We start from the raw sequence: 21,359 nt of genomic DNA on the forward strand, positions 1-21,359 counted from the left end.
AAAAGCGCAGGAGCCAAGAACGACGATTGGTTCCCGGGACCAGAGGCTAGGGATGGCCGGGTCGCGCGGATATGGAAGAATTCTGAGTAACGCGCGTTACGCGGGAAGGTGCGAGCGAGGTCGCAGTTTTTTGCTTCACCGGAGATGTCGCGCCGTTTTCTCATGACGAGGCGTGCAGTACGTGCTAGCTGGCGCGCGCCGAGGTGTTGATGCCCGGCCCTCCCAGACGTTAGCGTCCCTCTCCATGGAACTCGTCATCACCATCCTCGTCCTGTTGCTCGTCGTCGCGCTGTCGGGCGCGCTCGTGCGCATCCTGCCCGTGCGGCTGCCGCTTCCCTTGCTGCAGATCGGCCTGGGCGCGCTGCTCGCGCGGCCCTTCGGCATGCATGTCGAATTCGATCCCGATCTGTTCTTCCTGCTCTTCATCCCGCCGCTCCTCTTCGCCGACGGCTGGCGCATTCCGAAGCGGGAGCTTTTCCTGCTCCGCGGTCCGATCCTCGCGCTGGCCGTGGGCCTCGTCTTCTTCACGATCCTGGGCATCGGGTACTTCGTGCACTGGATGATCCCGACGGTGCCGTTGGCGGTCGCGTTCGCGCTGGCCGCGGTGCTGTCGCCGACGGACGCGGTGGCGGTGTCGTCGATCACGGGCCGGTCGCCCATGCCGCCACGCCTCATGCACATCCTCTCGGGCGAGGCGCTGCTCAACGACGCATCGGGCCTCGTCGCGCTTCAGTTCGCGATCGCGGCCGAACTGACCGGCCATTTCTCACTGCTGTCCGCCACCGGCGATTTCGCCGTCACGGCGTTCGGCGGCCTGCTGGCCGGCGCGTTCGTCAGCGCGGTGTTCGGCGTGGTGCGCCGGCGCCTGGTGCGCTGGAGCAGCGAAGTCGACCCGGCGAGCCAGGTCGGCCTGCTCCTGCTGCTGCCGTTCGCCGCGTACCTGCTCGCCGAGCACTTCGGCGTGTCGGGCATCCTCGCCGCCGTCGCCGCGGGCATGACGATGAACTACACCGACATGCAGAAAGGCACGTACGTCGCGACGCGCGTGCAGAGCGTGGCGGTCTGGTCGATGGTGGAGTTCACCTTCAACGGCCTGATCTTCCTTCTGCTAGGGCTGCAGCTACCGGGCATCGTCGGCAACGCGAAACTCGACCTCGCGCAAGCCGGCGGAGGCGAGCTGTGGTATCTCGCGGCCTACGTCGTCGCCATCACGTTCGCGCTGGTGATCCTGCGCTTCGTCTGGGTGTGGATCTCGCTGCGCTTCGTGCTGCTGAGGGCGTGGCATCGGGGCGAGCAGCGGCCCAAGGTGGGCACGCGACTCATGTGGACCACCTCGCTCGCGGGCGTGCGCGGCGCGATCACGCTGGCCGGCGTGCTCTCGCTGCCGTTGATGAAGAGCACGGATGTGCCGTTCCCCACGCGCGATCTGATGATCTTCCTGGCGACGGGTGTGATCCTCTGCACGCTGGCGTTCGGTGCCATCGGCCTGCCGCTCTCCGTGCGCAAGCTGAATCTGCCCGGCGAGGATCCACGCGTGCGGGAGGAGCGGATGGCGCGTGCGCTGGCCGCCGAGGCGGCGCTGCGCGGCATCGCCGATGAGCAGAAAAAGGTGGAGGCCGACGGCGACGAGAACGCGATCGCCCTGGCGTCACGTGTCGCGGCGCGCGTGCTGGGCGATTACCAGCAGCGCCTGGAAGCCGCGGGCGAGGAGGGCGATGTGCCGGAGAAGGCACGCGCCGAAGCGGGCACCGAGCGTGCGATGCGTCTCGCGGCCCTGCGCGCGGAACGCCGCGAGCTGTTCGAGCTGCGGCGCTCGCATCGCATCAACGACGAGACCCTGCGCACGCTCGTGCGCGAAGTGGATCTCGCGGAGGCGGCGTTGACCGGCCTGCATTCGGAGTGAGCGGTGGGCTCGCCGATACGATCGGCTCCCACCCGTTCGTCAGAGTCCGAAGAAGGCTTCCGCCGCGCGCGTGGATGACTCCGTCAGCGCCTCGCGCGACTCGCCCCGGTCACGCGCGACCTCGTCGCGGATGTGCGCCAGGTACATGGGTTCGTTGCGGCGGTCCTTGGGCATGGGACGGATCGTGCGCGGCAGGAGGTAGGGCGCATCCGTTTCCAGGAGCAGGCGGTCCGCCGGTATGAGCTTCACCAGTTCGCGCAGGTGCGCGCCGCGGCGTTCGTCGCAGATCCAGCCCGTGATGCCGATGTGGCAGTCGAGGTCGAGGTAGTCGCGCAACGCTTCGCCGGTATCGGTGAAGCAGTGCACGACGGCCGCGGGCACCCGGTCGCGATAGCGCTTCAGGATCGCCAGGAAATCGTGGTGCGCGTCGCGCTGGTGCAGGAACAGCGGCTTGCCCAGGTCCGCCGCGATTCGCAGCTGGCGCTCGAAGACCTCGCGCTGCACGTCGCGGGGCGAATAGTTGCGGTTGTAGTCGAGGCCGGTCTCGCCGATGGCCCGCACCTCCGGCTGCACGGCGATCTCGCGCAGGAGCGCGTCGGTCGCGTCGTCGTACTCGATCGCATGGTGCGGATGCACGCCGGCCGTCGAGAAGAGCCTCCCTCCACTCGCCCGTGCGATCTCGAGGGCGTGCACGCTTCCCTCGCGCGACGCGCCCGTGACCACCATGCGCCCGACGCCATGCGCGCTGGCGCGGTCGAGCACGTCGTCAAAATCCTGACGAAAGGATTCGTGGGTGAGATTCGCGCCGATGTCGATCAAGTCCATGTTTTCTTTCGCTTTGGTTCGTTTCGTTGACTGAAGGAGGTGTGCGTTATCGAAACGCAAGGCCATGAATCGCCGCGCCTTTGCCCCTGGAAAATGCGTTTCGCCGGGATTTTCGCATAGGCCGTTCGGCCGACACGACATCGGGAGTCAAAAGATTGACGTTCGCATTTTCGTGCTGCTACGTTCCAACGACGGGCGTCAAAAAGACGCCGTGCTTAAACACCTTTTCGCAGGGGGTGCCCGCCACGGGCATCAAAAGGGAAGACGGCCTGCAAGTGGCCGTCTGAAGGCAGTACCACGGGGCAAGGGGTAGTGCAGATGGTAAACCGTACGACCGTGAGCGCGTTCGTCCGCTCGCACCTTCCGGCCCGTTCGCCCGGGCCGTTCGTCGCATCGCACCCCGCCGGTTTCGCCGGCTGTCCCACCACGTCATGAATCGTCGCCGTCGCGCGAGGCGCGGCGGCGGGCAGGGTTTGACGTTGTGGGGAACGTCCGATCCTCGAGTGTTTACGCCGGCGAGGGGGTCTTCGCCGGTGGGCGTGCAGGGAGGGGTCCCGGCGCCGCACTAGGGAGGTACTGGTAATGACTTCACGAACACTGGCACAGGCCATGGGCCTCGTGCTGACGGGCATGTTCTTCGTCGCGGGAGCGGCGCACGCCGCCGACACACCGCAGGCACAGCCTGCGCCGCGCGCCGCCGGGGTGCAGGTGGCCATCGATCCCGCGACCGGCAAGCTCCGCGAGCCGACCGCCGCCGAACGCGCGGCCTATTCCCAGGCCTTCCAGGCGCGCCAGGCACGGCTCTCGGCCCTCTCGGGCCAGCCGCTGACCAACGCCGACGCGAAGACGACGCTGCGCAAGGTGACCCTCGGCAACGGCGTGAAGGCCACGGGCGCGCGGCTTCCGCAGTCGCGCATGACGAGCCTCGTGGCCACGCGCGCCGCGGACGGCACGATCACCATCAGGCACGACGACGCAGCCGCTCCGGCCGCGCCGCAGGCACCGGAGGCGACCCGATGATCCGCCGCGGCCTTCTCTATTCCGCCCTCCTCACGGCCGGACTGTGCGGCGCGATCAGCGCCAACGCCGCCGAGATCAAGATCGTCAACCAGGACGTCGGCACCGGCCAGGGTCTCGACGATCCCACGCCCGCCACGCCTGTCGGCGGCAATCCGGGCACGACGTTCGGCCAGCAGGCCCTGAACGTGTTCAAGTTCGCCGCGCAGATCCATGGCTCCTACCTCAAGAGCAACGTGACGATCATCAACAACGCCACGTTCGAACCGCTCGAATGCGACGCCACCGGTGGCGTGCTCGGTTCGTCCGGTCCGCTTTCCGTCTTCACCTTCGACGCGGGCGCCACGCTGCCGGCCGGCGCGCTCGCCAATACGTGGTACGCGGGTCCCACCGCCGACGCGCTCGCGGGCGAGGATCTCGATCCGGGTAACGCCGACATCCAGAGCCAGTTCAACGGCGCGCTCGGCTCGCCGGGTTGCATCGAAGGATCGAAGTGGTACATGGGTCTCGATCACCAGGTCCCGGCGGGACAGATCGACTTCCTCAACGTGGTGCTGCACGAGATGGGCCACGGTCTCGGCTTCCTCGACCTGACGGACCTCGAGACCGGTGAGGATTTCCCGGGAGGCGCCGGTTCGTATCCGAACATCTACGGCACCTACGTCAAGCACGACGGCGTGCTCTGGAACGACCTCACCCCGGCACAGCGCGTCAGCGCCGCGCTCGACGACGGCCATCTCGCCTTCTCCGGCGCGACCGTGATCGCCGAGGCACCGCTCGCCCTGGGTCTGCCCGATGTCTATCGCGTCACCGCGCCGGCCGCCGCCGTGGGCGAATACGGCTACGCGCAAGCCAGCTTCGGTCCGACCGCCACCGCGTCGAACTTCACGGGTAGCGTCGCCCAGGCCGTGCCGAACGACGGCTGCGCCGCGATCACGAACGCGTCCGCCGTCGCCGGCAAGGTCGCGCTGATCGATCGTGGCTCGTGCGACTTCACCGTGAAGTCGCTCAACGCGCAGGCGGCCGGTGCCACGGCCGTGCTCCTGGCGAACAACCAGGCGGCGGGCGTCACGCCGGGCGGCACGCCGGCGTCGCCGGTGAACATTCCCGTGATCCTCGTGAGCCAGGTCGATGGCGCGAAGCTCAAGGCGAATCTCGCGGGCCTCACGGGCAGCGTCGGCAAAGGCACCGGCCTTGCCGGCACGAACGCCGACGGTGTGCTGATCTACGCGCCGGCGACGCTCTCGCCCGGCTCGTCCTTCTCGCACTACGACACGCGCCTGACGCCGAACGCGATCATGGAGTACGCGATCAACCAGGACCTCCGCGGCGAGATCGACCTCGATCTGACCCCGGCGCTGTTCCAGGACATCGGCTGGGGCATCGATCGCAGCAACCAGACGCTGCTCACCTGCGACACGGGTATCCCGAGGCTCGTCCCGGGCGGCCTCGTCATCGGCGCGAACGTGATCGCCAACGCGAAGATCATTGCCGAGAACTCGGCCGACGTCGGTGCGTACCGTGCGGGTATCACGGCGTACGCCGCGAAGCTCGCCAGCGACGGTCTGATCACGGCCGGCCAGGCATCCAGCCTGAACGCCTGCCTCTCCGACGCGGAAACCCAGAAGCAGTACGCCGCGTTCGGTCCGCCGCCGGCTCCTCCGGGCATCGCGCTCAGCAACAACAAGGCGCTGGCCAACCAGAAGGGCGCCGCGGGCTCGACGGTGGTCTACACGCTCGACGTACCGGCACGGGCGAAGACGCTCAGCCTGCGCACGTTCGGCGGGTCGGGCGACGTCTCGATCTCGGTGACCGATCCGAAGGGCGCCGTGAAGACGCAGCCGAACAAGCCCGGCAACAGCGAGGCCTTCACCACCGGCAATCCGGCGGCGGGCGTCTGGACGCTGACCGTGAAGGGCGTGAAGGCGTACTCCGGCGTTTCGGTGCTGGGCGTGTACACGCAGTAGCGCACGACGACGAAGAGGCCCCGGTTCGCCGGGGCCTCGACGTTCGGCAAGGGGGCCCGCCTCGCGGGCAGGGGACATATCGAACGGTTTCATCGGCCGACGGCGTCGCCGCCGGTCGTCAGGACACACACATCGTCCGCCGCGGTCGCGACGGACCGGTGACGGGCAGCGCGCCGCGCGCCCGCGCTCCGATCGCCCACATGCGGACATTTCCGGGAGGAAGGTTGACGTGAATACCATCTACAGCAAGGTCTGGAACAAATCGCTCGGCATCCTGGTCGTCGCCTCGGAACTGGCACGGGCCAACGGCAAGGGCGGTGCGTCCCGACGCGTGCGCGCCGCGATGGCCGCGCTGCCCCTGGCCGCCGGCATCGTGCTGGCGCTGGGCAGCTCGCCGGCACAGGCCGGCAACATCTGCGGCGGTTACCTCTTGGGCATTCAGGGCAAGTCGCCGGTCGCGAAGGGCGCCGACGCGTTCGCATGCGGCACCTCGGCCAAGGCCGCGGGCGACTACAGCACGGCGGTGGGCACCGCCGCCGACAGCAGCGGCATGTACAGCGTCGCGCTCGGCCAGAGCGCCCGATCGGACGGTGCGTGGTCCACGGCACTGGGACAGAACGCGCGTGCCAGCGGCACGGGCGCGGTGGCGATCGGCGAATCGTCGTACGCGAGCGGTTCGGCCGCATCGGCGTTCGGCACGGACTCGCGCGCGACCGCGAAGAATTCCGTCGCGCTCGGCGACGGCTCGATCGCCGACCGCGCCAACACGGTGTCCATCGGCAAGGTCAACGAGGATCGCCAGCTCGTCCACGTCGCCGATGGCACGCAGGACACGGACGCCGTGAACAAGCGGCAGCTCGACAAGGTATCGACCTCGGTCGGTGGTGTGTCCACGCGCGTCGACGCGTTGTCGACCCGTGTCGATGGCGTCTCCACGCGCGTCGACGATCTGGCCGGCAGCGTCAGCGACGCATCGCATTACTTCAAGGCGAACGGCCTCGCCGATGGCAGCGACGACGCGCAGGCGATCGGCGAGCAAGCGACCGCCTCGGGCTCCGGCGCGTTCGCCGGCGCGCAGGGCGCGAGCGCGTTCGGCAGCGGCGCGGTGGCGACGGGGCAGCAGGCGACGGCGACGGGCTATGGCACGGTCGCCTCGGGACAGAACAGCGCGGCGTACGGCGCCGGTGCGCAGGCCTCCGGCCCGGCGTCGGTCGCCGTGGGCGGCGTGGCGGTGGGTGCCGACGGCAATCCGCTGGTCACGCATAGTGGCGAGCCGGTCGAAACGGCAGCGACCAGCGCCGGCGTCGCCGGCACGGCGATCGGCGCCAGCGCGGAAGCCAGTGGCTTCGCCGCGTCGTCGCTTGGCGTGGGTGCGTACGCGAGCGGTGCGCAAGGTACGGCGGTCGGCGCGGTCGCGAATGCGATCGGCGACTACTCCACGGCCGTCGGCACGGCCAGCGCGGCGGTCGGTGTGAGCAGCGTCGCGGTCGGCGAGTCGTCGCAGGCGACGGGCGAGGAAAGCGTCGCCGTGGGTGGCACCGCGTACGGGTTCATCCCGACGCTCGCCAGTGGCGTGGGATCGTCGGCGTTCGGCAACGGCGCCTGGGGATCGGCGGATTACACCACGGCCGTCGGCTGGTCGAGCACGGCCAACCAGCTCAACGCGACGGCCGTCGGTGCGCTGGCCGGCGCGCTCGACGTCGACGCGGTGGCGGTCGGTTTCCGCAGCGCCGCCATCGGCGGACAGACGACGACCGTCGGCACGAATTCCTTCGTCTGGGGCGAAGGCGCGTCGGCTTACGGTGCGAACAGTTTCGTCTGGGGCGACAACGCGACGGGCCTCGGCAGCGCCACGAACATCGACGGTGACGACACCACGACGGTCGGCGCGAACACGAGCATCACCGGCAGCGGCTCCACCGCGATCGGCGCGAACAGCGCCGTCTTCGGCGACGATTCCACCGCGACCGGACACGGTGCGCTGGCGACCGGCACGGGCGCCTCGGCGATGGGCGCGAGCAGCCTGGCCAGTGGCGATTACACGACCGCCGTCGGGCAGGGCTCGTTCGCCGGTGCGACGGGCGCGACGGCGAACGGCAGCGGTGCCGTGGCGACGGGCCAGCAGTCGACGGCGAGCGGTTACGGCGCGGTGGCGACGGGACAGAACAGCGCGGCGTACGGCGCGGGCTCGCAGGCCAATGGCCCGGGCAGCGTCGCGGTGGGCGGCAACGCGGTGGACGACGAGGGCAACGCGCTGATCACCAACGGTGGCGTGCCGGTCGACACCGGTGCGACGACGGCGGCGATCGGTGGCACGGCGATCGGCGCGAGCGCGCAGGCGTCGGGCTTCGCGTCCTCCTCGCTGGGCGTCGGTGCGTACGCCAGCGGCGCGCAGGCGACGGCGGTCGGTGCGGTGGCCAATGCCACGGGTGATTACTCGACATCGGTGGGCACGCAGAGCGCGGCTACCGGCGCGAGCAGCGTCGCGGTCGGCGAAAGCGCGCAGGCCACGGGCGACGAGAGCGTCGCGCTCGGTGGCACGACGTTCTTCGGCTTCATCCCGGCGCTCGCGTCGGGCTACGCGACGACGGCGCTCGGTGCGGGCGCCTGGGCGACGGCGGACTACGCGACGGCGCTGGGCTGGAACAGCTACGCGGAAGGGGCGAACAGCACGTCGATCGGCAGCCTGTCGTACGCGTCGGCGGAAAACAGCGTCGCGCTGGGCGTGTCGTCGCTGGCCGACCGCGCGAACACCGTCTCGGTGGGCGGCGTCGGCAGCGAGCGGCAGATCACGAACGTCGCGGCAGGCACGGAAGCGACGGACGCGGTGAACAAGGGACAGCTGGACGCGAGCGTCAACGACGCCACGCGCTACTTCAAGGCGAACGGCCTCAACGACGGCAGCGACGACGCGCAGGCGATCGGCGATTACGCGACCGCTTCCGGCTCCGGCGCGTTCGCCGGCGCGCAGGGTGCCAGCGCGTATGGCAGCGGCGCGGTGGCGACGGGCGTGAACGCGACGGCATCCGGTTACGGCAGCGTGGCGACGGGCGAGGGAAGCTCCGCGACCGGTGCCAACGCGCAGGCGACCGGCGACCGGAGCACGGCGCACGGGTCCGACGCCGTGGCGTCGGCGGCGCAGAATTCGGCCTTCGGCAGCGCGGCACAGGCGACCGGACAGCGATCGACGGCCGTGGGTGCGAGCTCGCGAAGCGTGGGCGACTACGCCGCGTCCGTGGGCAACGACAGCATCGCGAACGGCGAATCCAGTGTCGCCATCGGCGGTCCCGCCAACGCGCTCTATGGCACGGGATACAGCATCCTCTTCAACACCGAGGCGAACGGTTACGGCTCGACGGCGGTCGGCGCGGGCTCGTTCGCCCGCGATTACGGCACCGCGGTCGGCCTGCTCGCGACGGCGGGCGCGACGCGCGCCACCTCGGTGGGCTGGTCCGCGCTCTCGTACCAGGAGAACGCCACCGCGCTCGGCGAGTTCGCGATCGCGTACGGTGCCAACTCGACCGGCGTGGGTGGCGAGGCCACGGCGTACGGCGACAACTCGATCGCGTTCGGTTACCGCGCCGGAACGGCGAACGCCAACACCATCGCGATCGGTCCGCATAGCATCGCCGTGTTCGACGGCGCGGTAGCCCTCGGCGCCAACGCGTACGCGAACAGCGCCGGTTCCGTCGCGCTCGGCAACAATTCGCTGGCGACGCGCGACAACAGCGTGTCGGTCGGCGCGTCGGAGCCGTGGATGGACACCAGCGGCGTGGTGCATGAGCCGTTCACGCGGCAGATCACCAATGTCGCCGCGGGCACGGAAGCGACCGACGCGGTGAACAAGGGGCAGCTCGATGCGGTCGCGGGCAGCGTCACGGACGCCACGCGCTACTTCAAGGCGAACGGCCTGAACGACGGCAGCGACGATGCGCAGGCGGTCGGCGATTACGCGACCGCGTCCGGCGCCGGTGCGTTCGCCGGTGCGACGGGCGCGACGGCGAACGGCAGCGGTGCGGTGGCGACGGGCCAGCAGTCGACGGCGAGCGGTTACGGCGCGGTGGCCACGGGACAGAACAGCGCGGCGTACGGCGCGGGCTCGCAGGCCAATGGCCCGGGCAGCGTCGCGGTGGGCGGTAACGCGGTGGACGACGAGGGCAACGCGCTGATCACCAACGGTGGCGTGCCGGTCGACACCGGTGCGACGACGGCGGCGATCGGTGGCACGGCGATCGGCGCGAGCGCGCAGGCGTCGGGCTTCGCGTCCTCCTCGCTGGGCGTCGGTGCGTACGCCAGCGGCGCGCAGGCGACGGCGGTCGGTGCGGTGGCCAATGCCACGGGTGATTACTCCACATCGGTGGGCACGCAGAGCGCGGCGACGGGCGCGAGCAGCGTCGCGGTCGGCGAAAGCGCGCAGGCCACAGGCGACGAGAGCGTCGCGCTCGGTGGCACGACGTTCTTCGGCTTCATTCCGGCGCTCGCGTCGGGCTACGCGACGACGGCGCTCGGTGCCGGTGCGTGGGCGACGGCGGATTACGCGACGGCGCTGGGCTGGAACAGCTACGCGGAAGGGGCGAACAGCACGTCGATCGGCAGCCTGTCGTACGCGTCGGCGGAAAACAGCGTCGCGCTGGGCGCGTCGTCGCTGGCCGATCGCGCGAACACCGTCTCGGTGGGCGGCGTCGGCAGCGAGCGGCAGATCACGAACGTCGCGGCAGGCACGGAAGCGACGGACGCGGTGAACAAGGGACAGCTCGATGCGGTATCGGGCAGCGTCACGGACGCCACGCGCTACTTCAAGGCGAACGGTCTGAACGACGGCAGCGACGACGCGCAGGCGCTCGGCGATCAGGCCACCGCTTCCGGCTCCGGCGCGTTCGCCGGCGCGCAGGGTGCAAGCGCCTATGGCAGCGGGGCGGTGGCGACCGGTCAGCAGGCCACGGCGACGGGCTACGGCGCGGTCGCCTCGGGGCAGAACAGCGCGGCCTACGGTGCCGGTTCGCAGGCGAACGGACCGGGTAGCGTGGCCGTCGGTGGCAACGCCGTCGACGAGGACGGCAACGCCCTCATCGCGGACGGCAACGGTAATCCGGTGGATACCGGTGCGACGACCGCCGCGGTCGGCGGAACGGCGGTGGGCGCGAGCGCGCAGGCCGGTGGCTTCGCCGCCACCTCGGTCGGCGTCGGCGCCTTCGCCAGCGGCGATCAGTCGACGGCGCTCGGCGCGGTCGCCAACGCCACGGGCGACTACGCGACGGCGGTGGGCACGGCCACGACCGCCTCGGGTGCCGGTTCGGTCGCCGTCGGCGGACCGAGCAATCTGCCCGGCGTCGGTCTCATCTATACCGGCGCGACGGGCGACAGCGCCGCGGCGTTCGGTGCGGGCGCGCAGGCGACGGCGGATTACGCCACGGCCCTGGGTGCCATCGCGGGCGCCGAAGGCGTCGGCAGCACCGCGGTCGGTTACTTCGCATATGCCCCGGGGGCGAACGCGACGGCGCTCGGCATCAACAGCTGGGCCTCGGGTGCCAGCAGCGTGGCGGTCGGCGACTACTCGACCGCGACGGGCAGCCGGAGCGTCGCCGTCGGCGCGGACGCCACGGCCTCGGCGGCCAACAGCGTGGCGCTGGGAACCAACTCGGTGGCGAACCGCGCGAACACCGTCTCGGTGGGATCGACGACCGGGACGCGGCAGATCGCCAACGTCGCCGCGGGCACGCAGGGCACCGACGCGGTCAACGTCGACCAGCTGACCGCCCTGTCCGACAGCGTCGGCAGCGCGCAGCACTACGTGGCCGCCAACGGTGCCGGCGACGGTTCGGACGACGCCAGCGCCACCGGCGCGTTCGCGACCGCCACGGGTGCCGCCAGCGGCGCGAGCGGCGACATGTCCACGGCGATCGGCGCGTTTGCCACGGCCAGTCGGGAATCGGCGACGGCGATCGGCGCCTCGGCGAACGCCGGCGCCGCGGGTGCCACGGCGATCGGTGACAGCGCACGCGCGCTGGGCGCCAATTCGGTGGCCCTGGGCAGCGGATCGCTGGCCACGCGCGCCAACACCGTCTCGGTGGGCACGGCGGCCAGCAACCGGCAGATCACCAACGTGGCGGCCGGTACGCAGAATACCGACGCGGTGAACCTGGGCCAGCTCAACTCGGCCCTGAGCAGCGCCTTCTCGGGTACCTCAAACGCGGCCGGCAATGCCGTCGCGATGGCCCTCGGCGGCGGCGCGACGATGGGCGCCAACGGCCTCGTCGGTCCGACCTACCGCGTGCAGGGCGCGCAGTACGGCTCCGTCGGCGACGCGGTGGGTGCGCTGGACGGTGCCCTCGGTTCGCTCAACAACCGCGTGGGTGCCCTCGAGTCGAAGTCCGGCACCGGCGGCAGCACGATCCCGGGCGGCACGCCGCCGCGCGGCGGTAGCACCGCCACGATCGCCGCCAAGGCCACGACGACGGCGGCCGTGCCGCAGGAAGTCGCGGCCGCGGTCGCCGCGCCCGTCGCCGCCGGCAGCCCGGTGGCGGCCGCGGCGGTTCCGATCGCGCCGGCCGCGATCGACGGCGGCAACGCCCCGATCACGAACGTGGCCCCCGGCGTGGCGCCGACGGACGCCGCCAACGTCAGCCAGGTCGACCAGGCGCTGACCACGGCCAAGTCGTATGCCGACCAGGGCGACGCGGCGACGCTGAACAGCGCGAAGCAGTACACCGACCAGCGGTTCGGCGACGTGGTGAGCGGCGGGGCGTTCGACGAGTACAAGCGCACCGTCGACCGCCGCTTCAGCAACCTCAACGACCGCCTGAACAAGGTGGGCGCGATGGGCGCGGCCATGTCCCAGATGGCCTTCAGCGCCCAGGGCGTCAACGGCGACAACCGGCTTGGCGTGGGCGTTGGCGGATACAAGGGGCAGGGCGCGCTGTCGGTGGGCTACTCGCGGAGCATCTCGTCCAACGCCGCCCTGACCTTCGGCGCGGCGGTCAGCGGCGGGGAGTCCTCCGGTGGCGTCGGCGTAGGCATCGGCTGGTAAACGAGTCCGGCGGCGGCCGACAAGCCGCCGCCAGGTGCCTGAAAAGCCGGCGGCGACGCCGGCTTTTCTTGTTGCGCCACGTCGCGGATCGTCACGCGCACGGTCGCCGTCGACGCACCGTATGTGCTACCAATAGCGCCCCATCCGGTCAGGAACGACCGGGCGGTACGACGTAACCAACGGACAGCGTGTGGAGATGGCATGTCTGCGATGACCGAGCAAAGGGACATGCTTACCGGGGAACCGGGAGAAGCCCAGGTCTGTGCGCACCTCGTGGCGCATGGGCGGCTCAAGGATACCGACCTGGCGCGGGCGCGCCGGCTGCACGACGAGGCACCGGAAGGAACGCTCACGGCGCTGATGGCCCGTCTCGGGCTCGTGTCCGAACGCGACCTCGCCGACGCGTGGGCCGATCTGCTCGGCCTGCCGCTGCTCGCGGCCAAGGACGCCCCGGAGCTGCCGCCGGCCGACGTCGAACTCTCGCCCCGGTTCCTCAAGCAGTACCACGTCGTTCCCGTCCGCGAGGGCGAGGAGGGGCTGGCGCTGCTCGTGGCCGACCCGGCCGATCCCTATCCGTTGCAGGCCGTGCGTCTGGCGACCGGGCGCGACGTCCAGCTCCGCGTCGGCCTGCGTTCGGAAATCGACGACCTGATCGAACGTTATTACGGCCAGGGCCGTTCCGCGATGGGCAGCATCGTCGAGAGCCTCGACGGCAGCGCCGCGGTGGAAGACGACGTGGAGCACCTGCGCGACCTCGCCTCGGAAGCGCCCGTCATCCGCCTGGTGAACCTGATCCTGCAGCGCGCGGTGGAACAGCGCGCGTCGGACGTGCACATCGAGCCGTTCGAGAATCGACTCAAGGTGCGCTACCGCATCGATGGCGTGCTGCACGAGGTCGAGGCACCGCCGTCGAGTTCCACGGCGGCGGTGATCTCCCGCGTGAAGATCATGGCGCGCCTCAACATCGCCGAGCGTCGCCTGCCGCAGGACGGCCGCATCCAGCTGCGCGTGCAGGGCAAGGAACTCGACCTGCGCGTTTCGACGGTGCCGACCAGCTTCGGCGAATCGGTGGTGATGCGTATCCTCGACCGCGAATCCATCGTGTTCGACTTCGCGTCGCTCGGGTTCACCGACCACTTCCGCGACCGCTTCGTCGAGGTGCTCGACCGGCCGCACGGCATCCTGCTCGTCACCGGCCCGACCGGTTCGGGCAAGACCACCACGCTGTACACCGCGCTGTCCCAGATCAACACGCCGGACGTCAAGATCATCACGGTCGAGGACCCGGTCGAGTACCAGATCGAGGGCATCAACCAGATCCAGGTCAAGCCGCAGATCGGCCTCGATTTCGCGGGCGCGCTGCGCTCGATCGTCCGCCAGGATCCGGACGTCATCATGATCGGCGAAATGCGCGACCTGGAAACCTGCCGCATCGCGATCCAGTCGGCACTCACGGGCCACCTCGTGCTCTCCACGCTGCATACCAACAGCGCGTCCGGCGGCATCACCCGCCTGCTCGACATGGGCGTGGAGGATTACCTGCTCGGCTCCACGGTCAACGGCATCCTCGCCCAGCGACTCGTGCGCCGCCTCGATCCCGAAACCGCCGTGCCTTACGAGGCCCTGCCGGAAGTGATCGAACAGTTCGAGCTGCACAAGTACACGGACGAGCGCCCGATCCGCCTGTGGAAGCCGGGCAGCAGCGCCGCCAACCCCACGGGCTACCGCGGGCGCCGGGCGATCATGGAATTCCTGGTGATGAGCGATCCGCTGCGGCGGCTCGTGATGCAGCGCGCGGATGCCGGCGAGATCGAGCGCCAGGCGCGCTCCGAAGGCATGCGCACGATGTACGAGGACGGCCTCGCCAAGGCGGTGGCCGGTGTCACGACGATCGAGGAAGTCCTGCGCGTCACGCAGGAATCGTAAGGCCGCCCGCGAATGAGCCAGTTCCGCTACCGCGCCATCAGCGCCGCCGGCGAAGCCCTCACGGGTCGCATGGAGGCCGCGTCGATCGAGGACGTCGTCGCCCGTCTCCAGGACCAGGGACACACGCCGATCGAGGCCGTGCCCGCCGATGGCGACGCCTCGGGCGGCAGCTTCGCCGCGCTCTTTCGCAAAGGGCCGTTCACGGGCGACCAGCTCGCGCAGTTCACGCACCAGCTCGCGACGCTCCTCGGCGCGGGCCAGCCGCTCGACCGCGCGCTCGGCATCCTGCTCGACCTGCCCGAGGGCGAGCGCGCGAAGAACATGGTCGAGCGCATCCGCGACCGCGTGCGCGGCGGTACGACGCTGTCGACCGCGCTCGACGAGGAGAACGGGGTGTTCCCGCGTCTCTACGTGAGCCTCGTGCGCGCCGGCGAGGCCGGCGGTTCGCTCGACGAGACCCTGCGCCGCCTCGCCGACTACCTCGAACGCGCGCAGGCCCTGCGCGGCAGCATCATCAACGCGCTGATCTATCCCGCGTTCCTGATGGTCGGCGTGCTCGGGTCGCTGGTGCTCCTGCTGGCCTACGTCGTGCCGCAGTTCGTGCCGATCTTCGCCGACATGCAGGTGCCCATCCCGCTCATCACGAAGGTGGTGCTGGGTATCGGGACGACCATCGGCGACTGGTGGTGGGCGATCCTCGCCTTCGGTGTCGTCGCGGTTGTGTTGCTGCGCCTCCGCCTGCGCGATCCCGAGACGAAGCTCGCGTTCCACGGACGCCTCCTGACGATGCGCGTCGCCGGCCCCCTGTTGCTCAAGGTGGAGACCGCGCGCATCGCGCGCACGCTCGGCACGTTGCTGAAGAACGGCGTGCCGCTCCTCTCGTCGCTGGCCATCGCCCGGCAGGTGACGGGGAACCGCGCCCTCGACCTCGCGCTCGAGCAGGCCGCCGAACGCGTGAAGGGTGGCGCGGGCCTCGGTTCGTCGCTCGGCCAGACCGAACGCTTTCCGCGCCTCGCGCTGCAGATGATCCAGGTGGGCGAGGAAGCCGGCGCGCTGGACACGATGCTGCTTAAGGTCGCCGACACCTTCGACGTGGAGGCGAAGCGCGCGATCGACCGCCTGCTCGCCGCGCTCGTGCCCAGCCTCACGATCGTCATGACCGTGCTCGTCGCCTTCATCATGGCGGCGATCCTCCTGCCCCTGCTCAGCCTCACCAGCAACATCAACTGACCGAATCGTTCCAAGGAGTCGTACCCATGCGTGACAACCGAACCCTTCGCCACGGCCATGCCCGCGGCTTCACGCTGCTTGAAATGCTGGCCGTCATCGTGCTGATCGGCATCATCGGCGCCATCGTCGTCACCCAGGTCGGCAAGAACGTCGACAAGGGCAAGTACGGCGCCGGCAAGGCGCAGCTGACCACGCTCGGCCAGAAGATCGAGAACTACGCGCTCGACAACGGCACGCCGCCGCATGCGCTGGAAGACCTCACGACGAAGCCCGCCGACGCCAGCAACTGGCAGGGGCCGTACGCGAAGGAATCCGACCTCAAGGATCCCTGGGGCCACGCGTTCGGTTACCGCTATCCGGGCGAGCACGGCAGCTTCGACGTCGTGTTCTACGGCCAGGACGGCAAGGCGGGCGGCGAAGGCTACTCGGCCGACGTCGGCAACTGGCAGTAAGGGCCTCCGGAGCCGGATGATCCTGCATGCGCGCGCGCGGTTTCACGCTGTTCGAGATGCTCGCGGTGATCCTGTTGATCGGGATCGCCGCGGCCGCCGTCTCGATCCCCGTGACGCAGGGACTCGCCAGTGCCCGCGTCAACGCGGCCAGCGGTGAGCTCGCCGCCGCGCTGCGCTGGACCCGCGCGCAATCCATCGTTCGCGGCGAGAGCCTCGCGCTCGAGGTCGACACCGCCGCGGCGACGTACAAGCCGCCGGGCAAGGGCGACGTGCGACTGCCGAAGGACATGCGCGTCTCCATCACCAGCGCCCGCGAAGACCAGGCGAACGCCACCACCGGCCGCATCCGCTTCTTTCCCGACGGCAGCTCGACGGGCGGACGCGTCACGCTGAAGCGGGGCGATCGCGAATGGCACGTCAACGTCGGCTGGCTGACCGGCGCGGTCAGCGTGGTGGACACGCGATGAGGGGCGCAACAGGCCGCCAGCGCGGCTTCAGCCTGCTCGAGGTGATCGCGGCCATCGCCATCCTCGCGATCGCGTTCGCCGCGCTGATGCAGGTCGCCGGCAGCTCGCTCAGCCTCACCGCGAGGGCGAACGAGCGGACGCAGGCCGCGCTGCGCGCGCGCACGTTGCTCGACGGCGCGTTCGTCATGGACCCCGTGCGGGAAGGTTCCAGCGAGGGGCGGTTCGACGACACATATCGCTGGCGCATGAACGTCGCGCGCTATCGACCGCCCGACGATGCCGCGCGCGACGATGCGAGCGACGCCGGCGGCATGTTCCGGATCGATCTCGACGTCATCTGGGGTGATCCCTCCAGCGAACGTCATGCACGCTTTTCCACGTTGCGCCTCGCGGGCCCCGGCGGGGGCAACGTGCCATGAGGCACGCACGCGGCTTCAGCCTGATGGAGGTGCTCGCGGCGCTCGCTCTGCTGACGATCGTGCTGCTGGGCGTGTACTCCGGCATCTCGACGGCGACGCGCATCGTTCGCGGCGGCAGCGCGGCGATCGAGCGCATGGACGAGATCCGTTCGGCGCAATCCTATCTGCGCACCGAGCTGGCGCAGGCCCTGGTCATTCCCTTCGGCGAGAACGACGACGGCGATCCCATCGTCTTCTCGGGCGACGACCACTCGCTTCGCTTCGTCGCGCCCATGCCAGGCTATCTCTCGCGCCTCGGGCCGCAACTGCAGACCGTTTCGCTGGTCGGCGACGGCAAGGATGGCTACCGCCTCGAGGTCGCCCTGGCGCTGCTGCCGCCCGACGGCGGCGACCCGCAACCGCTGGGCGAGCCGGAGGTGCTGCTTCGCGGCATTCGTAAAGGCGCCTTCGCGTTCCGCGGGCTCGACGAACAGGGCAAGCCGGGCGACTGGCAGGACGCGTGGACGGACAACCGGCGCACCCCGTCGCTGGTGCGGATCGCGCTCGATGTCGGCGGCAACGTGGCTTTCCCGACGCTCGTGGCGCCGCTGCGCATCGATCCCTCGGCGTCGCGCAATGGATTCACGCTGTCGCGGACGCGGCGAACGACGGGCATACGATGATGTTCGGTCGACACACCCGGGGCGTCGCCCTGCTCATCGTCCTCTGGGGCTGCACGTTGCTGGCGATCATGCTCGGCGGATTCGCCGCGCTCGCGCGCACGGAAGGGCTGCAGGCCCGCTACCAGTTCGCGCAGACGCGCGCCCATTACGCGGCCGAGGCGGGCGTGATGCGCGCCATCGCAGCGCTGCAGACACCGGATGCGTCGTCGCGCTGGATCGCGGACGGCCGCGTCTACGTGTTCGCCTTCGACGACGCGAAGGTCGACATCACCATCGTCGACGAGGACGGCAAGGTCGACCTCAATGCCGCGTCGGGCGACGTCCTGACCGGACTGTTCAAGGCGGCCGGCGTGCAGGACGACCGCGCGGGCCGGTTGTCGTCGGCCATCCAGGACTGGCGGCGCCCGGGCGACGCGGCGTCGCCCAACGGCGCCAAGAAACCGCAGTACGAGGCGGCGGGTCTCGCCTACGGGCCGAGGAACGGACCGTTCGCCAGCGTCGAGGAAGCGCGCATGGTGCTCGGCATGGACGCGGCGACATGGGCGAAGGTCGCGTCCGCGCTGACCATCTGGTCCGGCCGCGAGCGACCCAATACCGAGCACGCGCAGCCCCTGGCCCTCGCCGCGATTCCCGGCCTCGGCGGCGCGGGCGCGGAAGCGGTGCTCGCCACGCGCGCGCAGGGCGGCGGCGGTGCGATGGCGGGCGGCAACGGTGTCACGCACACGATACGTGCTGAGGCGATCCTTGACGACGGAACCAGGAGTTCCCTTACATCGACGATCCGGCTCCGTGGGATAAGATCCGGAAATCAGCCCTACGCAGTGTTGCGTTGGCGCGAAGGAGATACTGAATGACCACATGGCAGGACGCATCGCAGCTGCAGCTCGATCGCCTGCGCCGTGCCTGGCGCGGTAGCGCGCTGCCGGGCTTCCTGCGCTGGTGGGGTGGCGAGTTACAGGCGTTCGTGCCCGTGCGCTGGCGCGCCGTGTTCGCCGGTGGCGAACGCTGGTACGCGATCGAACGGCACGGCGACGCCTGGCGCGTGCGTCGGGCGGGCGAGGCGTACGCCGTCGCGGAAGCATCCGACGGCGGCGCGACGGAAGACCGCGCCGCGTCGCTCGCGCGCGCGTTCGCCGATGCCGATCCGTCCGATCGCCGCGTGGCGCTGGTACTTCCGCCGGCCGCCGTCCTGCGTCGTCGCCTCGTGCTGCCACTGGCCGCGCGCGACAACCTGCGTCAGGTGGTCGGCTACGACCTCGACAGGCAGACGCCGTTCCGCGCGGAAGACATCCACTTCGGCGTGCGCGAACTCGGCGAGGGCGGTCCGGAAGGCCGCTTCGTCGCGGAACTCGCGGCGACACCCCGCGCCGGTCTCGATCCCCTGCTCGACGAACTCGCTGCGCTCGGCATCCAACCCGACCGCGTCGACGTGGCGGACGGCAACGCGCTCGCTGGCGTCAATCTGCTTCCACCCGCGCGCGTGCCGCGGCGCGTCGATCGGCGGCGTCGCCTCAACGGTGTGCTCGTGGCCGCGATCCTGCTGCTCGCGGTCGCCTGCATGGCCGCGTGGCTGCACAACCGCGGCGTCGCCCTGCAGGCGATGCGCGACGAGGTCGAGGCCATGCGCGGCGACGCGCAGCGGGTGAAGGAGCTGCGTCAGCGACTCACCGACAGCGCGGGTGCGTCCGGCTTCCTCGCGCGAAAGAAAACCGAGGCGCCGTCCATCCTGCCGGTGCTCGAAGACCTGACACGCCGCCTGCCCGACGACACCTGGCTGGAGCGTTTCACGCTCAATGCCACGGGCCAGATCGGCTTCCAGGGCCAGAGCCCGCAGGCCGCGCGCCTCATCGACGCGCTGAAGGGCGCGTCCACGATCGGCGACCCGAGTTTCCAGGGAACGATCCAGACCGATCCCACGTCCGGCAAGGAACGCTTCTACATGCAGGCGAAAGCGCAGATGCCGAAGCCCGAGGCCGCCGGCGCGAAGACCGCGCCCGCCACGGCGTCCACGTCGTCGCGCGCGGCCGTCGAGAAACCGGTCGCCTCGCCGGCGGCGTCCGGCACGAGCAACGGGACGAAGGAGGGCGCTCGTGCGAATGAAACCCGCTGAGTCCCGCATCGCCGCCGTGCTGTTGCTCGTGCTCGCCCTGGCGATAGGTTATTTCGCGCTCGTGCACTGGTGGTTCGTCGCGCCGCAGCTGACGATAGCCGACGAGATGGACGATCTGCGCGACACGCAGCGCCGCTTCGCCGCGGCCATCGCCGAACGGCCGCAGCTGGAGAAGCGCCTCGCCGCGCTGGAGCAGGGGCAGACGCACAGCGACGCCTTCCTGCCGGGCGACGACGCCAACGCGGCCGCGGCGGGCCTCATGCAGCGCATCGTCGACGTCGCGGCCGCCCACCGCGAGGACGGCGCATGCGACGTCGTGCAGAAGATGCCCGTGCCCAGCCAGGAGAAGGCGGGCGATCCGTATCGCAAGGTCACCGTCAACATCAGCCTGCGGTGCCAGATGCAGCCGATGACGGCCGTGCTGCACGACATCGAGGAAGAGACGCCTTACCTCTTCATCGAGGATTTCAGCATCTATCGCAATCCCGTCGCCGCGCGCGCCGGCGGTAACGCGCCCATGGAAGTGCAGTTCACCGTGTCTGGCTACATCCATGCCGCGCGAGACGCGAAGGTGTCCTCGTGAACGCGGCCGGTCAGCGTCGCCTCACCCCTGTTCTCGCCATCACGGCGGCGCTGCTCGCGGCGGTGTGCGCCTCGTTCGTGCTCGGTGTGGGCCGCGGCGTCCAGTGGGACGACCCGGGTACGCCCGAGCCCCTCCCTCCCGTCCGGCAGCTTTCCATGCCGCCGCCGACACCGCTGGCGCGTTTCGCCGAGGTCTGGCAGCGCCCGTTGTTCATGGCCGATCGCAAACCGGTCGCCGCGGCGGAGGGTGACGACACGTCGAGCAATATCGGCGATCTCGAACTCACCGGCATCATCATGACGCCCGGCCTGCGCATGGCGCTGCTCCGGGACCGCGGCAAGGACAGCACGGTTCGCGTCAAGGAGGGCACGGCGCTCGCCGACGGCCACTGGACGTTGTCGTCGCTCACGCCGCGAAGCGCCGTCTTCGACAACGGTGGCGAGCATCGCGAACTCACGCTCAAGGTCGCCGCGCCCGAAGCGCTCGCCAGGACGCCTGCCAAGCCCGGCCAGCCCGCCATGCCGGGGCAGCCGACGGCACGCCCGCCGACGCCCGCGGGCAACGGCGTGCAGGTGCAGCAGCAGGCGGGGCAGGGCATGACGGGCCCGGCGCTGCCGCGTCCGCCCACGGATGCCGCCCGCACGCCGCCGCCGCGCCAGGACGAAGACGCCCTGCAGAGGGCACGTGTCGAGGCTCTGAAACAGGCTGTCCAGAAACGCCGCATGGAGCAACAACAGCAGCGGCAGCAGGAAATGGATTCGAGGTAGAGGG

15 protein-coding genes are annotated in these 21,359 nt (G+C 70.3%); 14 read left to right on the plus strand and 1 reads right to left on the minus strand.

All coding sequences use genetic code 11. The annotated features are described in order from the left end of the window. Window positions 1-244 precede the first annotated feature (244 nt). Window positions 245-1,903: a Na+/H+ antiporter gene (locus tag J2X58_RS16560; RefSeq protein ID WP_090057451.1), complete on the plus strand. Its 1,659-nt coding sequence runs from the start codon at window positions 245-247 to the stop codon at window positions 1,901-1,903. 39 nt (window positions 1,904-1,942) lie between these two features. On the opposite strand, the gene J2X58_RS16565 is transcribed toward J2X58_RS16560, so the two are convergent. Beyond that, on the minus strand, window positions 1,943-2,728 hold the full coding sequence (locus tag J2X58_RS16565) for a TatD family hydrolase (RefSeq protein ID WP_310049555.1): 786 nt from the start codon (window positions 2,726-2,728) through the stop codon (window positions 1,943-1,945). 582 nt (window positions 2,729-3,310) lie between these two features. Here J2X58_RS16565 and J2X58_RS16570 point away from each other — a divergent pair. The 13 genes from J2X58_RS16570 to J2X58_RS16630 all read left to right on the plus strand — a co-directional run bounded on the left by J2X58_RS16570 (window position 3,311) and on the right by J2X58_RS16630 (window position 21,355). Further along, a complete protein-coding gene (locus tag J2X58_RS16570; RefSeq protein ID WP_139206119.1) occupies window positions 3,311-3,748 on the plus strand; it encodes a hypothetical protein in 438 nt (145 codons plus the stop codon). Further along, window positions 3,745-5,712: a PA domain-containing protein gene (locus tag J2X58_RS16575; RefSeq protein WP_090057444.1), complete on the plus strand. Its 1,968-nt coding sequence runs from the start codon at window positions 3,745-3,747 to the stop codon at window positions 5,710-5,712. Before J2X58_RS16570 ends, J2X58_RS16575 begins: the two co-directional genes overlap by 4 nt. A gap of 229 nt (window positions 5,713-5,941) precedes the next feature. Then, window positions 5,942-12,739 (plus strand): ESPR-type extended signal peptide-containing protein, encoded by a 6,798-nt coding sequence (locus J2X58_RS16580; protein WP_310049558.1) that lies wholly within the window; start codon window positions 5,942-5,944, stop codon window positions 12,737-12,739. A 228-nt stretch (window positions 12,740-12,967) separates the two neighbouring features. Continuing rightward, window positions 12,968-14,665: a type II secretion system ATPase GspE gene (gene gspE / locus J2X58_RS16585; RefSeq protein ID WP_175472881.1), complete on the plus strand. Its 1,698-nt coding sequence runs from the start codon at window positions 12,968-12,970 to the stop codon at window positions 14,663-14,665. A gap of 12 nt (window positions 14,666-14,677) precedes the next feature. Beyond that, window positions 14,678-15,895 (plus strand): type II secretion system inner membrane protein GspF, encoded by a 1,218-nt coding sequence (gene gspF / locus J2X58_RS16590; RefSeq protein WP_310049562.1) that lies wholly within the window; start codon window positions 14,678-14,680, stop codon window positions 15,893-15,895. Between the two features lie 26 nt (window positions 15,896-15,921). Next, entirely contained in the window at window positions 15,922-16,347 is a 426-nt protein-coding gene (gene gspG / locus J2X58_RS16595) for a type II secretion system major pseudopilin GspG (protein WP_090179692.1), read from the plus strand. A gap of 26 nt (window positions 16,348-16,373) precedes the next feature. After that, the gene (locus tag J2X58_RS16600) at window positions 16,374-16,814 is read left to right on the plus strand and encodes a GspH/FimT family pseudopilin (protein ID WP_090057433.1); all 441 of its coding nucleotides are present in this window, start codon (window positions 16,374-16,376) and stop codon (window positions 16,812-16,814) included. Next, complete coding sequence (locus tag J2X58_RS16605) at window positions 16,811-17,233, plus strand: prepilin-type N-terminal cleavage/methylation domain-containing protein (protein WP_310049568.1); 423 nt, start codon at window positions 16,811-16,813, stop codon at window positions 17,231-17,233. Before J2X58_RS16600 ends, J2X58_RS16605 begins: the two co-directional genes overlap by 4 nt. Further along, window positions 17,230-17,895 carry a prepilin-type N-terminal cleavage/methylation domain-containing protein gene (locus J2X58_RS16610; protein WP_310049571.1) on the plus strand — a complete coding sequence of 222 codons (666 nt, stop codon included), beginning with the start codon at window positions 17,230-17,232 and terminating at the stop codon, window positions 17,893-17,895. Before J2X58_RS16605 ends, J2X58_RS16610 begins: the two co-directional genes overlap by 4 nt. Next, a complete protein-coding gene (locus J2X58_RS16615) occupies window positions 17,892-18,749 on the plus strand; it encodes a type II secretion system protein GspK (protein WP_310049574.1) in 858 nt (285 codons plus the stop codon). Before J2X58_RS16610 ends, J2X58_RS16615 begins: the two co-directional genes overlap by 4 nt. Beyond that, window positions 18,746-20,005: a type II secretion system protein GspL gene (locus tag J2X58_RS16620; protein WP_310049577.1), complete on the plus strand. Its 1,260-nt coding sequence runs from the start codon at window positions 18,746-18,748 to the stop codon at window positions 20,003-20,005. The genes J2X58_RS16615 and J2X58_RS16620 overlap by 4 nt, the downstream gene beginning before the upstream one ends. After that, on the plus strand, window positions 19,992-20,588 hold the full coding sequence (gspM, locus tag J2X58_RS16625; RefSeq protein WP_310049580.1) for a type II secretion system protein GspM: 597 nt from the start codon (window positions 19,992-19,994) through the stop codon (window positions 20,586-20,588). Before J2X58_RS16620 ends, gspM begins: the two co-directional genes overlap by 14 nt. Beyond that, a complete protein-coding gene (locus J2X58_RS16630; RefSeq protein ID WP_310049582.1) occupies window positions 20,585-21,355 on the plus strand; it encodes a hypothetical protein in 771 nt (256 codons plus the stop codon). The genes gspM and J2X58_RS16630 overlap by 4 nt, the downstream gene beginning before the upstream one ends. The last annotated feature ends 4 nt before the right edge of the window (window positions 21,356-21,359 follow it).

This window comes from Luteibacter sp. 3190, from assembly GCF_031456385.1.
Classification (GTDB): Bacteria; Pseudomonadota; Gammaproteobacteria; order Xanthomonadales; family Rhodanobacteraceae; genus Luteibacter.